The 18,948-nt window shown below is 71.6% G+C and carries 19 protein-coding genes; 4 read left to right on the top strand and 15 right to left on the bottom strand.

From position 1 onward, the window contains the following. The first annotated feature begins 56 nt into the window (after positions 1 to 56). Positions 57 to 416: an RNA polymerase-binding protein RbpA gene (locus P4R38_RS18345; RefSeq protein ID WP_275240160.1), complete on the top strand. Its 360-nt coding sequence runs from the start codon at positions 57 to 59 to the stop codon at positions 414 to 416. A 57-nt stretch (positions 417 to 473) separates the two neighbouring features. On the opposite strand, the gene P4R38_RS18340 is transcribed toward P4R38_RS18345, so the two are convergent. From P4R38_RS18340 to P4R38_RS18320, 5 genes are all read right to left on the bottom strand, one after another. Next, on the bottom strand, positions 474 to 1,034 hold the full coding sequence (locus tag P4R38_RS18340) for an FxsA family protein (RefSeq protein WP_277193425.1): 561 nt from the start codon (positions 1,032 to 1,034) through the stop codon (positions 474 to 476). 20 nt (positions 1,035 to 1,054) lie between these two features. Beyond that, on the bottom strand, positions 1,055 to 1,852 hold the full coding sequence (locus tag P4R38_RS18335; protein WP_277193424.1) for a polyprenol monophosphomannose synthase: 798 nt from the start codon (positions 1,850 to 1,852) through the stop codon (positions 1,055 to 1,057). Further along, a complete protein-coding gene (gene lnt / locus P4R38_RS18330; RefSeq protein WP_277193423.1) occupies positions 1,839 to 3,410 on the bottom strand; it encodes an apolipoprotein N-acyltransferase in 1,572 nt (523 codons plus the stop codon). Before lnt ends, P4R38_RS18335 begins: the two co-directional genes overlap by 14 nt. Before the next feature lie 322 nt (positions 3,411 to 3,732). Next, positions 3,733 to 5,292 (bottom strand): amidohydrolase, encoded by a 1,560-nt coding sequence (locus P4R38_RS18325; RefSeq protein WP_277193422.1) that lies wholly within the window; start codon positions 5,290 to 5,292, stop codon positions 3,733 to 3,735. Between the two features lie 37 nt (positions 5,293 to 5,329). Beyond that, entirely contained in the window at positions 5,330 to 5,839 is a 510-nt protein-coding gene (locus tag P4R38_RS18320) for an Lrp/AsnC family transcriptional regulator (RefSeq protein WP_277193421.1), read from the bottom strand. A gap of 107 nt (positions 5,840 to 5,946) precedes the next feature. Between P4R38_RS18320 and P4R38_RS18315 the strand changes: the two genes are divergently transcribed. Then, positions 5,947 to 6,879 carry a 5'-3' exonuclease gene (locus P4R38_RS18315; RefSeq protein WP_275240169.1) on the top strand — a complete coding sequence of 311 codons (933 nt, stop codon included), beginning with the start codon at positions 5,947 to 5,949 and terminating at the stop codon, positions 6,877 to 6,879. 1 nt (position 6,880) lies between these two features. Here the strand turns inward: P4R38_RS18315 and P4R38_RS18310 are convergent, their stop codons facing one another. The 7 genes from P4R38_RS18310 to P4R38_RS18280 all read right to left on the bottom strand — a co-directional run bounded on the left by P4R38_RS18310 (position 6,881) and on the right by P4R38_RS18280 (position 14,245). Next, positions 6,881 to 7,444, bottom strand: coding sequence for a PH domain-containing protein (locus tag P4R38_RS18310; RefSeq protein WP_275240171.1), 564 nt, complete (start codon positions 7,442 to 7,444; stop codon positions 6,881 to 6,883). Between the two features lie 55 nt (positions 7,445 to 7,499). Beyond that, positions 7,500 to 7,991 carry a DinB family protein gene (locus tag P4R38_RS18305; protein WP_277193420.1) on the bottom strand — a complete coding sequence of 164 codons (492 nt, stop codon included), beginning with the start codon at positions 7,989 to 7,991 and terminating at the stop codon, positions 7,500 to 7,502. Between the two features lie 41 nt (positions 7,992 to 8,032). Beyond that, on the bottom strand, positions 8,033 to 10,858 hold the full coding sequence (locus P4R38_RS18300) for a DEAD/DEAH box helicase (protein ID WP_277193419.1): 2,826 nt from the start codon (positions 10,856 to 10,858) through the stop codon (positions 8,033 to 8,035). A 50-nt stretch (positions 10,859 to 10,908) separates the two neighbouring features. Then, positions 10,909 to 11,724 (bottom strand): twin-arginine translocase subunit TatC, encoded by an 816-nt coding sequence (gene tatC / locus P4R38_RS18295; protein ID WP_275240174.1) that lies wholly within the window; start codon positions 11,722 to 11,724, stop codon positions 10,909 to 10,911. Between the two features lie 39 nt (positions 11,725 to 11,763). Beyond that, positions 11,764 to 12,147: a Sec-independent protein translocase subunit TatA gene (gene tatA / locus P4R38_RS18290; protein WP_275240176.1), complete on the bottom strand. Its 384-nt coding sequence runs from the start codon at positions 12,145 to 12,147 to the stop codon at positions 11,764 to 11,766. 137 nt (positions 12,148 to 12,284) lie between these two features. Further along, on the bottom strand, positions 12,285 to 13,262 hold the full coding sequence (locus P4R38_RS18285) for a helix-turn-helix transcriptional regulator (RefSeq protein WP_277193418.1): 978 nt from the start codon (positions 13,260 to 13,262) through the stop codon (positions 12,285 to 12,287). Continuing rightward, positions 13,262 to 14,245: a helix-turn-helix transcriptional regulator gene (locus P4R38_RS18280; protein ID WP_277193417.1), complete on the bottom strand. Its 984-nt coding sequence runs from the start codon at positions 14,243 to 14,245 to the stop codon at positions 13,262 to 13,264. The genes P4R38_RS18285 and P4R38_RS18280 overlap by 1 nt, the downstream gene beginning before the upstream one ends. A gap of 41 nt (positions 14,246 to 14,286) precedes the next feature. Here P4R38_RS18280 and P4R38_RS18275 point away from each other — a divergent pair, with 41 nt between their 5' ends. Both P4R38_RS18275 and P4R38_RS18270 read left to right on the top strand, forming a co-directional pair. After that, positions 14,287 to 15,378: a DUF3866 family protein gene (locus P4R38_RS18275; protein ID WP_277193416.1), complete on the top strand. Its 1,092-nt coding sequence runs from the start codon at positions 14,287 to 14,289 to the stop codon at positions 15,376 to 15,378. Continuing rightward, complete coding sequence (locus tag P4R38_RS18270; protein WP_277193415.1) at positions 15,375 to 15,803, top strand: PNPOx family protein; 429 nt, start codon at positions 15,375 to 15,377, stop codon at positions 15,801 to 15,803. The genes P4R38_RS18275 and P4R38_RS18270 overlap by 4 nt, the downstream gene beginning before the upstream one ends. 111 nt (positions 15,804 to 15,914) lie before the next feature. Here the strand turns inward: P4R38_RS18270 and P4R38_RS18265 are convergent, their stop codons facing one another. The 3 genes from P4R38_RS18265 to pafA all read right to left on the bottom strand — a co-directional run bounded on the left by P4R38_RS18265 (position 15,915) and on the right by pafA (position 18,830). After that, entirely contained in the window at positions 15,915 to 16,334 is a 420-nt protein-coding gene (locus tag P4R38_RS18265; protein WP_275240182.1) for an FKBP-type peptidyl-prolyl cis-trans isomerase, read from the bottom strand. Positions 16,335 to 16,367: 33 nt separating this feature from the next. Then, complete coding sequence (locus tag P4R38_RS18260; protein ID WP_277193414.1) at positions 16,368 to 17,372, bottom strand: FKBP-type peptidyl-prolyl cis-trans isomerase; 1,005 nt, start codon at positions 17,370 to 17,372, stop codon at positions 16,368 to 16,370. Positions 17,373 to 17,468: 96 nt separating this feature from the next. After that, positions 17,469 to 18,830, bottom strand: a complete 1,362-nt coding sequence (gene pafA, locus P4R38_RS18255) for a Pup--protein ligase (RefSeq protein ID WP_275240184.1) — start codon at positions 18,828 to 18,830, stop codon at positions 17,469 to 17,471. Positions 18,831 to 18,948 lie beyond the last annotated feature (118 nt).

The raw sequence follows: 18,948 nt of genomic DNA, 5'->3' as shown, positions 1-18,948 counted from the left end.
GGAAGCCGCAGCACCTGGTGATGGGGGCGGCCCGGTAGACGTTGGGAGAGATGATCATGGCAGAGCGTTCACTTCGAGGCACGAACCTCAGCACGCTGTCGCTGGAGTCCGACGAGGGTGTGTCGTTCAGCGATCGCCAGATCGTCCGTTACTCCTGCCCGGAGGGTCACATCAGTGAGCTCCCCTTCTCGGTCGAGGCCGACGTGCCCGGCCTGTGGGAGTGCCGCTGCGGCCTGGAGGCGAAGCTGGTCGACGGCCCCGAGCCCGAGCGCAAGCCCACCAAGCACCAGCGCACCCACTGGGACATGCTGCTGGAGCGTCGCTCCATCCCCGAGCTGGAGGAGCTGCTCGAGGAGCGACTCGCCCTGCTGCGGGCCTCGCGCGGTGAGAAGCCGCGCCGCAAGCGCAGCGCCTGATCATCCGACGACAGAGCCCCTGCCGACTCACGGTCGGCAGGGGCTCTGTCGTGTCGCTCACTTGTCGACGATCCGGCCCTCGATGACCGGCGGGTCCTCCGGTCCGTCCGGACGTCCCGACGGCGGCCGCGTCGGCTCGTCGCGCTCGACCTGGCCCGGGACGACGTCGCCGAACGGGCTGCGCCCGGCTCCCCCGTAGACCCGGACGCCGGACACCCGCAGCGCGCCCCGCGAGGCCAGGAAGCGGGCGAGGGAGCGGACCGGGCCGTGGCTGGCCGGCACCAGCAGGATCAGCCCGAGCAGCGCCGTGAAGTACCCGGGGAGGGCCAGCAGCCCGCCCCCGACGAGGTTGATGACGGCGTCCCCGGCGCGACGCTCGGGGGCTCGCCCGGTGCGACGCATCTCGCGCAGCTCACGCCAGGACCGCCGGCTCGTCCGCGACACCACGGCGACGCCGGCGACGGACAGCGCCAGGAGCAGCAGGAGGGTCCACCAGCCGATGAGCCTGGACGAGACGATGACCAGCACCACCTCGACGAGCAGGATCAGCAAGGGGGCCGCTCGCAGCAGCCGGACCCAGACAGGCCGGTGCGGTGCGCCCGTGCTGCTGTACGCCATGTCGTCTCCTCCGGCCACACTCAGCGACGCCGACCGGCGCGCTCGCGCAGCTGCTGCCAACGGTACTCAGCGCCCCAGCCGGTGATCCGCCGGAGGGACTCGCTGACGACGTTCTGGTCCATCTTGGAGTCGCCGATCTCGCGCTCGACGAACCGGATGGGGACCTCGACCACCCGGAGACCGGCCCGCACGGCCCGCCAGGTCAGGTCGGTCTGGAAGCAGTAGCCCGCGGACACCACGTCGTCCAGGCCGATGCGGCGCAGCGCGGAGGCGCGGTAGACCCGGTACCCCGCCGTCGCGTCCTTGACCGGCATGCCCAGCAGTACGCGGATGTAGAGGTTGCCGCCGCGGCTGAGCGCCTCGCGGTGCCACGGCCAGTTGACGACGCTGCCGCCGGGCACCCAGCGCGACCCGATCACCAGGTCGGCGCTCGCCGCGGCTGCGAGCAGCGCCGGCAAGGTCTCGGCGGGGTGGGAGCCGTCGGCGTCCATCTCGACGAGAGCGTCGTAGCCGCGCTGCAGCCCCTCGGCGAACCCGGCGAGGTACGCGGCGCCCAGGCCCTCCTTGCCGGCCCGGTGCATGACGCTCACCTGCGGGTCGGCGGCGGCGAGCCGGTCGGCGACCTCGCCCGTCCCGTCGGGCGAGCTGTCGTCCAGCACGAGGATGTCGACCTCCGGGGCGGACGCCCGGACCCGCTCCACGATCCGCGGCAGGTTCTCGCGCTCGTTGTACGTCGGCAGCAGGACGAGGACGCGGTCCAAGGGCTGGTGGTCCGGACCGGGCGCGGAGGGCTCGGAGCGTTCCTCAGAGGCGGTCATGCACGTCCTTCTCGTGAGCCGACGGGGTGACGGGCCGATCGGGTGTGATCTCGGCACGATCCCGCACCTTATCGCCGCGACGGGCGCGAATGCCCTGAAGGAGGAGCAGTCCCGCGATGACCGACACGACCGCCTCCGGCACCCGGCCGGCACGGTCTGCCCAGGTCGTCGCGGTGCGCAACGGCAGCTGCCCGACCAACGCCTTGCGGGTGAAGAGGGACGAACCCTCGTGCGTACGTCCGTCCGGGGTGATGAGCGCGCTCACGCCGACCGTCGAGATGTGGACCACCGACCGGCCGTGCTCGATCGCGCGGAGCCGCGAGATCGCCAGCTGCTGCTCCGACTCCGCCGTTCGGCCGAACGTCGCGTTGTTGGTCTGGACGGCCAGCAGCTGGGCGCCCCGTCGGACCGGCTCGCGGGTGAGGTCGTCGTAGGCGACCTCGAAGCAGATGACCGGCCCCACCTTCACCGTGCCCGACGGGGTCGGCGCGGCGAACACTGACGGCTTCGACCCGGCGGCGAAGTCCTTGGTCACCAGGTCGACCTTGTCGCTGAAGGTGCGGAAGAACGAGCGGTACGGGATGTACTCCGCGAACGGCACCGGATGCTGCTTCACGTAGCGGTCGGCGATGCCCCGACCGGGGACGTACAGCAGGGTGGCGTTCGAGACGCGCGGCGACGGCTCCTGCAGGACCGCGCCGACCATGGTCGGGACGCCGACGTCCGCCACCGCGGCGGTGATCTCGGTGGCCGCGTCGGGGTTGCGCAGCGGGTCGATGTCGGAGGAGTTCTCCGGCCAGATCACCAGGTCGGGGCGAGGCAGCCGGCCCGCCCGGACGTCGGAGGCGACCGAGCGGGTCAGCCGCACGTGGTTGTCGAGCACGGCGCGCCGCTGCGCGTTGAAGTCCAGACCCGACTGCGGGACGTTGCCCTGGATGCCCGCGACGGTGACGGCGCGACCGCCCGAGGCGACCGGCCACGCCCACGCGATCAGCAGCGCCGCGGCGACCGCGACGACCTGGCGCAGCGGCAGCCGGACCCGCCGGGACCGCACGCGCGCCGCGGCGACGGCCAGCCAGCCGCCGACGAGCGCGACCGCGAACGTGATACCAGGAGCCCCGGCGACGGAGGCGAGGTGGACCAGGGGCGAGTCCGCCTGGGAGAAGGCCAGCCGCGCCCAAGGGAAGCCGCCGAACGGCACGCTCCCCCGGATGAGCTCCTGCGCGACCCACAGGCAGGCGATGGCCCACGGCCGGACCCGCCGGCGCTGCACGAGCGCGCACGCTGCTCCGAGCAGCGCGATGTAGACCGCCTCGGTGATGCCCAGGGCGAACCACGGGACGATGCCGACATAGACGCCGCTCCAGCTGAGAGCGGGGATGAAGGTGCCGAGGCCGGTGAGCAGACCGAGGCCGAGACCGGCGCGGACCGAGACACCCACGGTCGCCAGCGACATCCCTGCGACGCCGACGAAGGCCAGCGGCCAGATGTCGGCCGTCGGGAGTGCGAGAAAGAGGCACAGACCGGAGGCCACGGCGAGAACGGAGCGACGCAGCACCACGACAGGTTAGGCGACGGGGCTGGACGCCCCGCGCCCGGACACACAGATGGGCCCACTCGCCGTTGGGGCCAGGTGCGCGTTGCGCGACGTACACCAGTTTTCTACTAGGCGAGGGGCCCATCCGTAGTCGCGGGAGATCCACCTCGAGAGGTGGACCTGGGAATGGAACATACCCCGCACCGCGACGATGTCAACCGGCGCGTGACCTGGACGTTTGCGCATCGTCGCAGGTCAGGGACGGGTCAGTGAATTCAGTTTCGTACCAATCTTTTCCTCAACCTCGGCGTGTCGCACCCGGAACCGCGATAGGCGGACACGTTCACAGCCGGTCGAGCACCGCCGTACCCCGCAGGACCGTGCGCATGGCGACCGGCGCGGCGACGCCGTCCCGGAGCGACGGCAGGCCGCCTCGCTGGTCCCAGACCACGTACGAGGCGGCGGCGCCGGGCACGAGCCGGCCGGCCCGATCGTCCCTCGCGGCTGCGTGGCCGCCACGCGTGTGCAGGCGCAGGGCGGTCGCGACGTCGAGGCGCTGGTCCTTCTGGTGATGCAGGACGCAGGCGCGCATCGCCTCCCACGGCGCGAACGGCGTGACCGGGCTGTCCGAGCCGAGCGCGAGCTGTACGCCGGCCCCCACCAGGTCGGCGAACGGGTTGGTGCGAGAGGATCTTTCGGCCCCCAGGCGGGCGGCGTACATCCCCTCGGAACCTCCCCAGTACGCGTCGAACGCCGGCTGGACGCTCGCGACGACGCCCAGGTCGGCCAGCGCCGTGAGGTGCTCCGGGTGGCACATCTCGGCGTGCTCGAGACGGTGCCGTGCTCCTGCGAGCGCGCCGGCGCCGACGTCCGCCGCGGCTCGTTGCAGGCCCTCGATCGCGCAGTCCATCCCCGCGTCGCCGATCACATGGAAACCTGCCTGCAGGCCTGCCCTGGTGCACGCCGCCGCATGGACCGCCACCTCCTCCGGCGAGAGGTAGGCGAAGCCGTCCATCCCGATCGCGTCGGCGTACGGCTCGCGCAGCGCCGCCGTACGCGACCCGATCGACCCGTCGACGTTCAGGTCACCCGCGAGACCCTGCACGCCGAGCCGGGCAGCGAGTGCGGACGCCTCGTCGGCGCTGGTGACGAGCTGGCCCCAGTACCCCACCACCTCAGGGGTGTTCGGCCGTCGTCCAGCGGCGAGCACGGCGAGCAGGTCTTCCTCACTCGTGAGTACCGGCGCGCCCATCTCGTGCAGCACGCCGATCCCTGCCTCCAGCGACGCGCGCATCGCGGTGTCGATGAAGTGGCCCCGGTCCTGCGCCGTCACGCCGCCGCGATGCGCCTCGCGCACCAGGTGGTGCGCGTCGCGTGCGATCAGCCCCGTGCCGTCGGAACCGGGCGCGTGCCAGGCCTGCGCCCGGTCCATCAGCGTCGACGACGCGCACGCGGAGTGCATGTCGATCCGGGTCGCGTAGACGTCGGCGCCGCTCGTCGCGCGGTCCAGCTCGGCGCTGGTGAACGGGCGCTGCTCGGCCCAGTCCGTCTCGTCCCAGCTGTACGCGTAGACCGGCCGTCCCGGGCGCTGCGCCGCGGCGAGGGCCACGAGGTCGAGCGCCTGGGACACCGACCGCGCCCCGGACAGGTCGACCCCAGCGAGCGCCTGGCCGGTGTCACTGGTGTGGACGTGGGCGTCGACGAGAACCGGTGTGACCAGACGGTTCTCGAGACGGACGATCTCGTCGACACTCTCGGTAGGGGCGTCCTGAGCGTGGCCCGTCCAGCGGATCAGCCCGCCACTGACGATCATGGCGGAGAACGTCGCCTCGCCGTCGGTGAAGGCGCCGTCCGTCAGCAGGGCGACCGGTGCGCGACGACCGGCTCTCTCGGTCGCGGTCATGACGGGGTGGGTCGTGCGGACGAACGATGCTGCGGCGTCACGGGACTCGGTCCGTCGAAGTCACATCGGCTGCCGTCGGAGCGAGCTCGGCGGTCTCCTCGGGCGCGCTGCTCAGCGGCGACCGGTCCTCCCACGGGGTGCTGAGCACGACCGTGGTCCGCGTGGTGACGTTGGCGGCGGCGCGTACCGCGGCGAGCAGGTCCTCGAGCTCGCCCGGACCGGAGACGCGCACCTTGAGGACGTAGCTCTCCTCCCCCGCCACCGAGAAGCAGGAGTCGATCGCGGGGATGTGCCGCAGCCGGTCGGGGACGTCGTCGGGCGCGGCCGGGTCGAACGGCGTGATGGAGATGAGGGCGGTGACCGGGATGCGCGCCTCCTCGTAGTCGACGACCGCGCGGTACCCGCGGATGACACCGCGCTCCTCCAACCGCCGGACGCGCTGGTGGACGGCGGACGTCGACAGGCCGGTGCTGCGGCCGAGGTCGGTGTAGCTCATCCGCCCGTCCCCGGCGAGCAGCTGCACGATGCGGCGATCCAGAGCCTCCATGCGGGCACTGTAAGCCTCGGCGGATCGAGGCGTCGCAGGCCACCGCGGGTCGGTCGGCCGCGCGCCGTCGCGCCGCACGCGTCGCCGGCGGGTGACAGCATGGGCCCATGCCTCGCAGCCTGATGCTCCTGGACTCCGCGTCGTTGTACTTCCGCGCCTTCTACGGTGTCCCGGACCGGCGCCCGTCGGCGGAGGCGCCGCCGAACAACGCGATCCGCGGGTTCGCGGACATGATCGCGACCCTCGTCACGACCTACCGGCCCACCGACCTGGTCGCCTGCTGGGACAACGACTGGCGGCCGGCGTTCCGGGTGGAGGCGATCCCGTCGTACAAGGCGCACCGGGCCGTCGAGGGCACGGAGTTCGAGGAGGAGTCACCCGAGGAGCTCACGCCCCAGGTCCCCGTCATCCGCGACATGCTGGCCGCGCTCGGCATCACCCGACTCGGCGTGGACGGGTACGAGGCCGACGACGTCATCGGCACGCTCACCCACCGCGCGCACGGCTCCTCGACCGTCGACGTTGTGACGGGCGACCGCGACCTGTTCCAGCTGGTCGATGACCAGCAGAGCGTGCGCATCCTCTACACGGCGCGCGGTGGGGTGCGTGAGCCCGACCTGGTGGACGAGTCCTGGCTGCACGCGAAGTACGGCATCGCGGGCGGTCGCGCGTACGCCGACATGGCCGTCCTGCGCGGAGACTCCAGCGACGGCCTTCCCGGCGTCGCCGGGGTCGGTGAGAAGACCGCGGTCACGCTGATCAACCGGTACGGCAGCCTCGCCGCGCTGCGCGAGGCGATCGACGGGGGCGACCCGATGATCAAGGGCGCCCAGCGCAAGCGGCTCGAGGAGGCGGCCGCGTACCTGGACGTCGCTCCCGCCGTCGTCGACGTCGCCCTCGACGTTCCGGTGCCGGCCGACCTGAGCACCGCTCTCCCGGCGTCGCCGACCGACGAGGACGCCCTCGATCACATCGCCGAGGTGTACGACGCGCACACGCCGCTGCAGCGCGTCCGTGACGCGCTGGCGAAGCAGGCCTGACTCAGCGGTACGGGCTCGTCGGCGGCACCGGACCGCGCGGCGGCTCCCCGGGCGGGAACTCGCCGTCGTCCGAGCCGTCGTCGTGCTGGAACAGCAGCTCGTTCATCCGCACGTGGACCTGCTCGACCCGGGGCACGTCGTAGAGCTTCACGCCCGCCTTCTCCGTCGCGTCCGACACGACGAGCGTGCCGCAGCCCAGGAGGCGGTCCAGCAGGTCCTTCTCGTACGTCACGTCATTGATCCGGTAGAGCGGGATGTCCCGACCGGTACGGGTGATGATGCCCTCGCGGGTGATCAGTCGCCGGTTGGTGATGACGTAGATGCTGGTGCGCCACTTCAGGATCGGCACGACCACCCAGGCCAGGACCGCCAGCAGCGCGAGGCCGAGGACGACGTACACGATCCAGTTCGGCCAGTCGTTGGAGCGGACCCACCACGCCAGCAGCAGCGCCGCGACGATGGTCAGGACGAGCACGACGAGCGGCGCGACGATCTTCTTGACGTGCGTGCGCAGCTCCATGACCACGCTCTCGCCCTGGGCGAGCAGCTTCGGTGAGAACCCCATGGCGGTCATCGTGCCAGAGCAGCGGTGCGACCGGCGGCAGGCTTCGACAAGCCGGTCAGCGCGCGGCCAGAACCTGCTCGCGCAGGATGTCGGCGTGCCCGTTGTGCTGGGCGAGCTCGCGCAGCATGTGCAGGTAGACCCACCGCAACGTCAGCGGGCCGCGCCGGTTGCCGTGCACCACGTCGTCCTCGCCCAGGCCCGCGACGGCGGCCCGGGAGTCTGCGCACGCGCCCCGGTACGCCTCGACCACACCGGCGACCGTGTCGGCGTCGGTCAGCCGGAACGACTCCTCCGGGGTGGCGGAGATGCCGATCTCGGCGCGCGACCGGCGGGTGACCGCCTCGTCGAACCACACCCGCTCCACGAACGTGGCGTGCTTGACCAGCCCGAGGAGGGTGGTGCTGGACGGGACGAGCCGCCGGCGCGCCTCCTCCTCGGTCAGCCCCTCCAGGCAGTCGAGCATCATCTGGCGATGGTCGTCCAGGAAGCGCTCCAGCTGCAGCACGAGCGGGGCGTCGAAGGTATCGGGGTCCAAGGCGGTGGGCACCGGCACACGTTATGGCACCGACGCCGCCCTCATCGGCCGAGTCAGTCCAGACGGTCCGCCGCGACCACCCCGCGCACGACACCGTCGATCGCCTTGCGTGCGGTACGCCTGACCGTCTCGTCGGGGGCGGCCTCACCGATCTGGCCCAGCAGGTCGGCGAGCTGCTTGCACCGTCGGACGAAGTCACCGGCGGACAGGTCGCTGTCGCGCAGCACCAGCTCCAGGCGCGCGCCCGAGACCCACCGGTGCACCATCCAGGCGATGCCGGCGTCCGGCTCCCCGGTCGGGACCAGGCGGTGCGCCCGCTGCCGGTCGTCCAGCTCGGACCAGCGTCGGACCAGCGCGTCGTAGGCGTCGCGCACCTCGTCGTTCGGGACGCGCGGCGCGAGGTCGGACTGCTCGCGCCGGGGTTCGTGGACCAGCGTGCTGACGATCGCCGCGAGGGACGCGGGGTCCAGCTGCTCCCACGCTCCGTCACGCAGGCACTCGGCGACCAGGACGTCCTTCTCGGCGTAGATCCGCTGGAGCACCGTCCCCTGCTCGGTGACCTGCTGACCGTCCTCGCTCAGGTAGCCCAGCTCGCTGAGCAGGTCGCAGATCCGGTCGAAGGTGCGCGAGACCGTGTGCGTACGGCCCGAGACCTTGCGCTCCAGGCCGTCGGTCTCCCGGCGCAGCCGCCACCAGCGCTCGGCCCACCGTGCGTGGTCCTCCCGGTAGGGGCAGTCGTGGCACGGGTGCTCGCGCAGCTGTCGGCGCAGCGCGTCGATGCGGCCACTCGCCTGCTCGGCGGTCTCGGCGGCCTCCTCGTCCGCGTGGTCCGCCGAGGGAGGGTCGTGCGGCACCTTCGCGCGCAGCGTCGCCGCGAGGTCCCGCCGGTGCTTCGGGCTGCGGGCGCTGAACGACGACGGGATCTTCAGCCGGGTGAGCGTGACGACCGGCCCGTCGACGTCGGTGTGCGTCAGGCGGCGCACCTGCGCCTCCGCCGTGAGGAGCGTCGGCTCCGGGCCACTGCGCCGGCCGCCGCGGTTGCCCTGGATGACGATCGCCAGGCCGGCTCGTCGTCCGCTGGGCACCCGGATCACGTCGCCGGGCTGCAGCTCCTCCAGCGATCGTTCGGCTGCCGCGCGCCTGCTGCTCGCCTGGGCGCGCCGGATCTGCTTCTCCAGGTCGCTGATCTCACGACGCAGGGAGGCGTACTCGGCGAAGTCGCCCTGGTGGCAGCGCATCGCGTCGGCGTACCCCTCCAGCGCCTCCTCGTTGCGCTTGATCGCCCGGGAGACCCCGACGACGCCGCGGTCGGCCTGGAACTGCGCGAACGAGGACTCCAGCACCTCGCGTGCCGGGGCACGGCCCACCTGCGCGACCAGGTTGACCGCCATGTTGGACGTGGGGACGAAGCTGGACCGCAGCGGGTACGTCCGCGTGGAGGCCAGGCCCGCGACGGCGTGCGGGTCGATCCCGCGATGGTGCAGCACGACGGCGTGGCCCTCGAAGTCGATGCCCCGCCGTCCCGCTCGTCCGGTCAGCTGGGTGAACTCCGCGGGGGTGATGTCGGCGTGGGTCTCGCCGTTGAACTTGACCAGCCGCTCGAGGACGACCGTGCGCGCCGGCATGTTGATGCCGAGAGCGAGCGTCTCGGTCGCGAAGACCGCCCGGATGCGGCCCTGGGTGAACAGCTCCTCGACGATCTCGCGGAACGTCGGCAGCATGCCGGCGTGGTGGGCCGCGAACCCGCGGCTGAGGCCCTCGACGAAGTCCCAGTAGCCGAGGACGCCCAGATCCTCGTCCGGCAGGGCGGTGACGCGCTCCTCCACCAGCCGGCGGATGCGCTCGCCCTCCTCGTCGGAGATGAGCTGGGTGCCCCAGGCGAGCAGCTGGCTCACCGCGCCGTCGCAGCCGACGCGGCTGAAGATGAACGTGATCGCCGGCAGCAGGCCGTCCCGGTCGAGCCGGTCGATCACCTCGGCCCGGCTCGGCCCGCCGCCCGGACGGCCGGGCCGGCCACCACGCACCGGACCCTCTGGGCGGCGGCCACGCACCTGCCGTCCGTGCCGCCCGCGGGGCGCGCCGGCGTCCTCGCGGCGGCCGTGCCGGTCGGTGCGGTCCTCGAAGCGGGTGATGGCGCGCAGCAGCTCGGGACTGACCCGCAGCGAACCTTCGGTACCGGCGTGAGCCGGGCCGCCGGACTCCTCGACGAACAGGTCCAGCAGGTCGCGACCGACCATCATGTGCTGCCACAGCGGCACGGGCCGGTGCTCCTCGACGATGACCTCGGTGTCGCCACGCACCTCGCGCAACCAGTCGCCGAACTCCTCGGCGTTGCTCACCGTCGCCGACAGGGAGATGACCTGCACCGACTCGGGCAGGTGGATGATGACCTCCTCCCACACGGCGCCGCGGAACCGGTCGGCGAGGTAGTGCACCTCGTCCATCACCACGAAGCCGAGGCCGCGCAACGTCGTGGAGCCGGCGTACAGCATGTTGCGCAGCACCTCGGTCGTCATGACGACGATCGGGGCCTCCCCGTTGACGGAGGAGTCGCCGGTCAGCAGGCCGACGTTGTCGCTGCCGTGCTGGGTGACCAGGTCGTTGTACTTCTGGTTCGACAACGCCTTGATGGGCGTGGTGTAGAAGGTCTTGCGCCCGGTGTGCAGCGCCAGGTAGCAGGCGAACTCCCCGACCACGGTCTTGCCGGAACCGGTCGGTGCGGCGACGAGCACGCCGCGGCCGTCCTGGACCGCCGCGCACCCGCGGACCTGGAAGTCGTCCAGCGGGAAGGAGTACTGCTCGGCGAACCGGCCGACGTGGCTGCTGTCGAAGCGGCGCCGCTCGCGCGCGGCCGCATGACGCTCGGCGGGAGTGGGCATGCCCTGAGACTAGGCGGTCCGCCTGGTCACGAGCAGCAGGCTCGGCCCGGTCAGAGGGCCGAGGCCTGGTCGTCCGGTACGTCCATCCAGTCGGGCCGGTCACGCTTGGCGCGACGCTTGTCCATCACGATCGAGAACCCGCACGCGAGGTAGTAGAGCCCCACCATCGGCAGCGCGAGAGCCAGCATCGTCCACGCGTCCGGCGTCGGCGTCATCATCGCCGCGAACACGAAGATGAGGATGATCGCGATCCGCCAGCCCTTGAGCATGATCCGGCCGGGCAGGATGCGCGCGGTGTTCAGCCCCACCAGGAAGACCGGCAGCAGGAACGCGATGCCGAACGCCAGGATGAACCGGGTGCAGAAGGTGAAGTACTCCCCCGCGTTCGGCAGGTTCGCCGCGTCGTCCGGGGTGAAGCCGAGCAGGACCTCCACGGCCTTCGGCAGCGCCCACGTGGCCGCGTAGCAGCCCGCCAGGAACAACGGGACCGCGGCGGCGACGAACAGCCGGGCGACCTTCTTCTCCTTCTTGGTCAGACCGGGGACCAAGAAGGCCCAGATCTGCCAGAGCCAGACCGGACTGGCGAGGATGACGCCGAGCCACATGGCGATCTTCAGGTGCAGCGTGAACGCCGAGGTGATGCCGGCGTAGTTGAGCTTGACGAACTCGCTGTTGCGCTCCTTCGACAGCTCGACCAGGGGCCTGGTGAGGAACGTGACCAGGTGCTCGTAGACCATCCAGCCCACGGCCGACCCGATCGCGATCGCGAGAGCCGCGACGAGCGCGCGGTTGCGGAACTCGCGGAAGTGGTCCCCCAAGGACATCCTGGCCTCAGGGTTGGCGTTCTTACGCCCGAGCAGCGCCATCTAGGTCGTCCGAAGCAGTGTGAGTCGCGCGGGCACCTCTCAGGAGGCCTGACCGCCGGTGCCCTGACCGCCCTGCGGCGGGTGGTACTGAGGCTGCTGCGGGGCCTGGCCCTGCTGGGGCGCCTGGTCCTGGGGCTGCTGGTACTGACCCTGAGCAGGAGCCTGCTGCTGACGCGGCGCCTCACCGGGGAGCGGCTGCTCGCCCGCGGGATGCGCGCCCGCAGTGTCCGCCGTCTCCCCCTTGACCGTCTGGCCCGAGGCCTTGCTGTCGGTGCTCATCTCGCCCATCTCGCTCTTGAGGATGCGAGCGGACCGGCCGAGGCTGCGGGCGGCGTCAGGAAGTCGCTTCCACCCGAACACGACGACGACCACCAGGACCAGGATGACCAGGTGCCATCCCTCGAAAAGACCTCGGATACCCATGCTTCTGCTCTCCCTCGGAGCTCGTGGACGCGTGCCCGCGGGCTCACGCTTCGTCGCAACAGCCCCAGTCTACGTGGGCGGAGCACTCCGCGAGACCGGTGGAGCAACGCGATGACCGCGCCGAGGTGAACTGTTGGTCACGGCCGGCTGTCGGCCCCGTACGCGGACAGCGCCTCCGCCGCTCCGGCCTCGACGTCCCGGGCCAGTGACTCCGGCTCCACGACGCGGGCGTGGCCGCCGAGCCGCCACACCAGCGACCGGACCCAGCCGGAGTCCGTCGCTCGCAGCGTGATGCGGCACCGGCCCTCGCCGACGTCGACCACGTCGTCGACCGGGTAGTACTCCGCCACCCAGGCCGCAGCCGGGTCGACGTCCAGGACGACGCGCAGGTCCTGCGGCGCGGGGGTGAAGATGCCCTCGTCCAGGTCCCGCGGACGTGCGTGCGCCGGCGGCGTGCCGTCCACGTCGAGGACCTCCGACCGCTCGACACGGTCCATCCGGAACAGCCGGACCTCCTGCGCCCGGTGGCACCAGCCCTCGAGGTACCAGTGGCTGTCCATGTTGACCAGCCGCATCGGGTCGACGTCCCGCTCGGTCGACTCGTCGCGCGAGGCCACGAGGTAGCGCAGGTGCAGCCGGCGCCGGTCGGCGAGGGCCCGCCGGGCGGCGGCCAGCGCGTCCTGGGTCGTCGCGTCGTCGAGAGTGACCTGCACCCGGGCCGACGCCTCGCCGGACTCCCCCGTGGCGTCGATGAGCTTGGCCAGCGCTCGGTCGATGGCGTCCCGCTGCGCCAGGCCGGGCACCTCGCCCAGCGTGCGCAGGCCCACGATCAGCGACAGCGCCTCGTCCCTGCTGAGCCGCAGCGGCCGGGAGATCGTGTCGGCGTTGCGCAAGTAGACACGGCCCTCCTCCCACTCGGCCTCGATGAGGTCGTCGGGCATGTGACCGGGCGTCCCGCACAGGAAGAGCAGCTGCAGGTCCGCCTCGATCTGCGTCGGGCTGACGCCGAGCTCGCGACCGGCCTCCTGGATGTCGACGCCCTGCCGGTTGACCAGCCAGGGCACCATCGTGAGCAGACGCGCCAGGCGGGCCGTGGCGTTCTCCGGTGCCGCCATCAGCCCGCCCCCTCGTGCAGGGCTCGGACGGCGGTGAGCCGGCGCACGACACCGTCCACGAGGCTCGCCGGCTCCAGCACGACCACCGCCGGGCCGAACCCCGCGATCTCGTTGGCCAACGCGTCGTCGTCGCGGAACTCCACCTCCAGGTCGCTCCAGCCGCCCTCGTCGCCGATGTCCCGAGCGCGGCGGCGCAGCGTGTTGCCGGCGCCCTGCAGGACCCGCAGCCGGGCGACCTGCACGGCGCGGTCGTCCTCGGTGCCGGCGATCATCTCGACGGGGTCGTGGCCGGCCGGGACGTCGTACGGGTCGGCGCGTCGCTCGACCGTGACCGCGCCCTCGATCCGGCTGAGCCGGAACACCCGGGGCGCGCCCCGACCCAGGTCCTGGCCGGTGAGGTACCACCGGCCGTGCCAGCTCGTGATCGCCCACGGCTGGACCCGCCGCTGCTCCACCTGCGACCCGCGCTTGCGGTACCCGAACCGGATCGTGCGTCGCTGCACCACGGCGTCCTTCACCGGCTCGAAGGCCGGCTCGTTGGTCCGGACCCGCGGCTCCAGACCCAGCACCGAGCTGGTGTCGCGCTCGACGTCCTCGGCCTGCAGCTTGCGCATGGCCTGGGCGGCCGGCCCGCCGAGGCTGGCCTGCTGCCACGTGCGGCTGGCCAGGCCCAGCACGGCCAGCTCGTCCGCCTCGAACGCGATCTCCGGAAGGGCGTACTCGCGCTGGTCGATGCGGTAGCCGGTCTCGTCGTCGAAGAAGGCGTCCACCGGCTCGGTCTTCAGCGGGATGCCGAGCTCGCGCAGCTCGTCCTTGTCGCGCTCGAACATGCGGTCGAAGGCCTCGTCCGAGGCGGCCTCGCCGTACTGCGGGACGGCGGTGCGGATCCGCGCCTTGGACAGCGGCTGGCGGGTGTAGAGCAGGCAGATCACCAGGTTGAGCAGGCGTTCGGTCTTGGCGGCCGGCGTCGTGGCGGCGGGCATGCCCCGAACGCTACCCGACCCTTCGCACTAGTGTGCGACGTGTGATCCGGTGGCGCGCAGGAGTCGTGGAGTCCGAACGCAACCGCTGGAACGGCGCGGTCGAGTACGCCGTGCGCCTGGCCGAGCAGGACCGGACGGTCCGGGCGCTCGCCTACACCGACGTGGTGGGTGAGCCCGTCGCGGGCGACCGGGTCCTGCTCAACGTCAGCGCCCTGGAGCGCGGCCTCGGGACGGGCGGCCTGGCGCTCGTCGTGGCGATCCCCGACCGGCTGCCGCAGGACCCCGCCGACGGTCCCGGACACGTCGTCAAGGCCCGCTACACCCCCGTCCAGACGATGGTGCTGGGCGCCGACGAGCAGGAGTCGCCACATCACGACCTGCTGCGCGAGGCCGACTCGGTCCACGGCATGCCCGTCGTCGTGGCCGATCTGCACTCCGCGGTGCCCGCGGTCATCGCGGGGCTGCGCGCCGACGCCGCCGCTGCACCGCGCGTCGCGTACGTCATGAGTGACGGCGGCGCCCTGCCGATCGCGTTCTCGCGCACGGTGGCACAGCTGCGGGAGGCGGGCTGGATCGTCGGCGCTGTCACGGTCGGGCAGGCGTACGGCGGCGACTTGGAGGCCGTCAACGTCCACACCGGCCTGCTGGCCGCCCGGCTCGTCCTGGAGGCGGACGTCGTCGTCCTCAGCCAGGGCCCCGGCAACCTCGGGACCGGCACCCGGTGGGGGTTCTCCGGCGTCGCCGCCGGCGAGGCGCTCAACGCCGCCCACGTCCTCGGCGGCCGCCCGGTCGCGTCGCTGCGGGTCTCCGAGGCGGACGCCCGCGAACGCCACCGCGGGATCTCCCACCACAGCCGGACGGCGTACGGGCGGGTCGCGCTGGTCCCGGCCGACCTGCCGGTCCCCCTGCTCGACGGCTCGCTCGGCGCACTGGTCGACCGGCAGGCGTCCGAGCTCGTCGACGCCACGGGCGGCCGCCTGCGACGCCACGACGTCGAGCTCACCGGGCTGCGCGAGGCGCTGCAGCTCAGTCCGGTCCCGTTGCGCACCATGGGCCGCGATCTGGACGCCGATGCCGCGTCGTTCCTCGCGGCTGCCGCCGCCGGGCGATACACGGCCGGGACCCTCGGATGAGGTTGGACGCCGACGAGGCGCGAGCACGCCTCGGCGCGCACGTCCATGGCGTCCTGTGCACGCTGCACCCGCAGCGAGGGCCCGACCCGGTTCCCGTCGTGTACGCCGTCACCGACGACGGGCATGTCGGTGTCCCGGTCGACCGGGTCAAGCCCAAGGCGTCCTCGCGGCTGCAGCGCGAGACGAACCTGGATCAGGACCCCCGCGCCGCGCTGCTGGTCGAGGGCTGGGACGCCGAGGACTGGTCGCGGCTGTGGTGGGTACGGGCGCAGCTGGAGCACGTACCCGACCCGCCGGCGCCGCTAGTAGACGACCTCGTGGCGCGGCTGGCACGCACGGTGCCGCAGGATGCCGACCGGCCCTTCGACCACCTGCTGGTGTGTCGCGTCGTCTCTCTGACCGGCTGGGCCGCGCGGGACGCCTGAGGCTCCGCGACCTGCGCTCGCCGCTCCGCCGAGAGGCTCAGATCAACGGGAGAGGCTCACTCGTTCGTGCAGAACGAGTGAGCCTCTCGGCGATCAGTGAGCCGGTCGACGTCAGCGCAGACCGAACGCGCTGCCCGCACCGGGCTTGTTGGTGCTGACCAGGTCGACGACGAAGATCAGCGTCTCGCCGCCCTTGATCGCGCCACCGGCGCCCTGGTCGCCGTACCCCAGGTGCGGCGGGATGATCAGCTTGCGGCGACCGCCGACCTTCATCCCGAGGATGCCCTGGTCCCAGCCCTGGATGACCTGGCCGACGCCGACCTGGAAGTCCAGGGGCGCGCCACGGTTCCAGGAGGCGTCGAACTCCTCGCCGGTCGACCAGGCGACGCCGACGTAGTGCGCCTTGATCTGGTCACCCGCCTGGGCCTCGGGCCCGTCACCGACGGTGACGTCCTCGATCACCAGCTCGCTGGGCGGGGTGTCGCCCGGGAAGTCGATCTCGGGCTTGGTCGTGCTCGGGTCGAACGGCATCGGTACTCCTCGTACGTCAGTGGGTCGGTCGGGTCACATCGCGCCGAGGATGTCGACCACGAACACCAGCGTGTCGGTGCCCTTGATCCCACCCTGCGGATTGCCCTGCTTGCCGTAGCCGTCAGCGGGCGGGATGGACAGCAGCAGGCGGCTGCCCACGGTCTGACCGACCAGCGTCTTGTCCCAACCCGGGATGACCTTGCCGGCGCCGATCTGGAACGCGGCCGGCTGGCCCTGCTTGGCCGCGGCGTCGAAGACCTTGCCGCCCCAGATCTGACCGGTGTAGTTCACCAGCAGCTGCTGGCCGGCGAGAACCTTCGGTCCGTCACCCTTGATGAGGGTCTGCGACTTCAGCGTGGTCGGCGGCTTCGAGCCCTTGTCGAAGGTGATGGTCGCCTGCTTGACCGGTCCAGCGGGCACCGAGACCTTCGGCAGACCGGACTCGGAGGCGGCCTGGGTGCCCTTGACCTCGGTCAGGAGCGGGTACCGGTCGTTGACCTTCATGTAGAAGACCATCGTGTCGTTGGCGCCGATGCCCAGCTGCTTGGCGCCCTGAGCGCCGAAGCCGTCGGCCGGCGGCACGGCGACCGTCATCTCGGTGCCGACCTTCTGGCCCTTCAGCGCCTTGAGCAGGCCCGGGAAGGTCTGCTTGTCGGCGAGGTTGAAGGAGGCGTTCGGCTTGCCGAACGTCGACTCGATCGTCTTGCCGGTGGTGCCGTTCACGGCGACGTACGAGACGTACGCGATGTCCTTGTCACCGACTGCGGCGCCAGTGCCGGCCTTGTTGATCTTCGTGGTGGTCTTGGCGGCGCGGAACGGCGGCTTCGCGACCGTGACGGTCGGCGCGTTCGGCTTGGCCGTCGACACGGAGACGTTGCTGATCGGCGACGCCTGGTCCGGCGCGACCGTCTGCGGGCTGGCGGGACTGGACGACGAGGAGGCCGACTTGTCCGCCTTGCTGCTGTCGTCGCCGCATGCGGTGAGCAGGGCGAGCGGGAGGAGGCCGGCTACGAGAAGCCGGGCACGGGTGGAGCGCACAGGTAACCCTCGATGTCGGGGATGGACGGACGTCACACCATAACCCGCCCGCCCTTGGCGTTCGCTGGGCGCGGGTCGGCCCAGCGCGCCGACGGGCTACATGCCGTCGATCAGGCGCTGCACCCGCTGGTCGTGGGAGGAGAACGGGTCCTTGCACAGCACCGTCCGCTGCGCCTGGTCGTTCAGCTTCAGGTGCACCCAGTCGACCGTGAAGTCGCGGCGCTTGGCCTGGGCCGCCCGGATGAAGTCACCTCGCAGCTTCGCGCGGGTGGTCTGCGGCGGGAACGTCTTCGCCTCGAAGATCTCCACGTCCGTCGTCACCCGCGCCGCCTTCCCGTGGCGCTGCAGCAGGTAGAAGAGGCCACGACGGCGGTTGATGTCGTGGTAGGCGAGGTCGATCTGCAGCATCCGCGGATCGTCCAGCCCCAGCCCGTGCTTGGCGGAGTACTGGTCCAGCAGCCGGTGCTTGATCACCCAGTCGATCTCGGTGTCGACCAGCGACAGGTCGTCGGTCTCGATGGCGGTCAGCGTGCGCTGCCACAGGTCCATCGTGCGCTTGGTCAGCGGGTCGGCCAGCCCGTGCTCGTCGACGTACGCCTTCGCCTTCTCGTAGAACTCCGTCTGCAGCTGCAAGGCCGACATCTCCCGGCCGTTGGCCAGCCGGACCGGCTTGCGGCCGGTGAGGTCGTGGCTGATCTCCCGGATGGCGCGGATCGGGTTCTCCAGCGACAGGTCGCGCATCGGCACGCCGTCCTCGATCATCCGCAGCACCAGGTCGGCGGAACCGACCTTGAGCAGGGTCGTCGTCTCGCTCATGTTCGAGTCGCCGACGATGACGTGCAGGCGGCGGTAGCGCTCGGCGTCCGCGTGCGGCTCGTCCCGGGTGTTGATGATCGGTCGGCTACGCGTCGTGGCGCTGGAGACGCCCTCCCAGATGTGGTCGGCGCGCTGGCTGACGCAGTACGTCGGGGTGTGGCCGAGCATCGTGATCTTGCCGGCGCCGCAGGTGATCTGCCGGCTGACCAAGAACGGGATCAGGATGTCGCTGATCTTCTGGAACTCCCCCTGCCGGCTGATCAGGAAGTTCTCGTGGCAGCCGTAGGAGTTGCCCGCGGAGTCGGTGTTGTTCTTGAAGACGTAGATCTGGCCCTCGATGCCCTCGTCGCGCAGCCGCGCCTGGGCGTCCTCCACCAAGCCCTCGATGATGCGCTCGCCCGCCTTGTCGTGCACGACCAGCTGGTGGACGTCGTCGCACTCCGCCGTGGCGTACTCGGGGTGGCTGCCGACGTCCAGGTAGAGGCGGGCGCCGTTGCCGAGGAAGACGTTGCTGGAGCGCCCCCAGCTCACGACCTTGCGGAACAGGTAGCGGGCCACCTCGTCCGGGGTGAGCCGGCGCTGGCCGTCGAACGTACACGTGACGCCGTACTCGTTCTCGATACCGAAGATGCGCCTCTCCATGACACGACCTTAGTCGCGTGACCCGTGGGCGTCGGCGAGCCGCGGTCGGCAGGTCGCCTCGTGGACGGCGCCGGCTCTGCTGTGGGCGAAGCACGTAGCAGCAGGGGCACCGATGTGG

The sequence above is a fragment of the Luteipulveratus flavus genome (genome assembly GCF_029439465.1).
Lineage (GTDB): Bacteria > Actinomycetota > Actinomycetes > Actinomycetales > Dermatophilaceae > Luteipulveratus > Luteipulveratus flavus.
The sequence above is the reverse complement of the archived record's forward strand: the minus strand, read 5'-3'. Positions and strand labels throughout refer to the sequence as shown.

Coding starts and splice junctions, on each gene's coding strand:
- P4R38_RS18310 (WP_275240171.1), bottom strand. CDS start 7,444: ATGGGGTTCTCACCGAAGCTGCTCGCCCAGGGCGAGAGCGTGGTCATG.
- P4R38_RS18285 (WP_277193418.1), bottom strand. CDS start 13,262: ATGGCGGCACCGGAGAACGCCACGGCCCGCCTGGCGCGTCTGCTCACG.
- P4R38_RS18315 (WP_275240169.1), top strand. CDS start 5,947: ATGCCTCGCAGCCTGATGCTCCTGGACTCCGCGTCGTTGTACTTCCGC.
- tatA (WP_275240176.1), bottom strand. CDS start 12,147: ATGGGTATCCGAGGTCTTTTCGAGGGATGGCACCTGGTCATCCTGGTC.
- tatC (WP_275240174.1), bottom strand. CDS start 11,724: ATGGCGCTGCTCGGGCGTAAGAACGCCAACCCTGAGGCCAGGATGTCC.
- P4R38_RS18335 (WP_277193424.1), bottom strand. CDS start 1,852: ATGACCGCCTCTGAGGAACGCTCCGAGCCCTCCGCGCCCGGTCCGGAC.
- P4R38_RS18270 (WP_277193415.1), top strand. CDS start 15,375: ATGAGGTTGGACGCCGACGAGGCGCGAGCACGCCTCGGCGCGCACGTC.
- P4R38_RS18280 (WP_277193417.1), bottom strand. CDS start 14,245: ATGCCCGCCGCCACGACGCCGGCCGCCAAGACCGAACGCCTGCTCAAC.
- P4R38_RS18320 (WP_277193421.1), bottom strand. CDS start 5,839: ATGGAGGCTCTGGATCGCCGCATCGTGCAGCTGCTCGCCGGGGACGGG.
- P4R38_RS18300 (WP_277193419.1), bottom strand. CDS start 10,858: ATGCCCACTCCCGCCGAGCGTCATGCGGCCGCGCGCGAGCGGCGCCGC.
- P4R38_RS18325 (WP_277193422.1), bottom strand. CDS start 5,292: ATGACCGCGACCGAGAGAGCCGGTCGTCGCGCACCGGTCGCCCTGCTG.
- P4R38_RS18345 (WP_275240160.1), top strand. CDS start 57: ATGGCAGAGCGTTCACTTCGAGGCACGAACCTCAGCACGCTGTCGCTG.
- pafA (WP_275240184.1), bottom strand. CDS start 18,830: ATGGAGAGGCGCATCTTCGGTATCGAGAACGAGTACGGCGTCACGTGT.
- P4R38_RS18265 (WP_275240182.1), bottom strand. CDS start 16,334: ATGCCGTTCGACCCGAGCACGACCAAGCCCGAGATCGACTTCCCGGGC.
- P4R38_RS18340 (WP_277193425.1), bottom strand. CDS start 1,034: ATGGCGTACAGCAGCACGGGCGCACCGCACCGGCCTGTCTGGGTCCGG.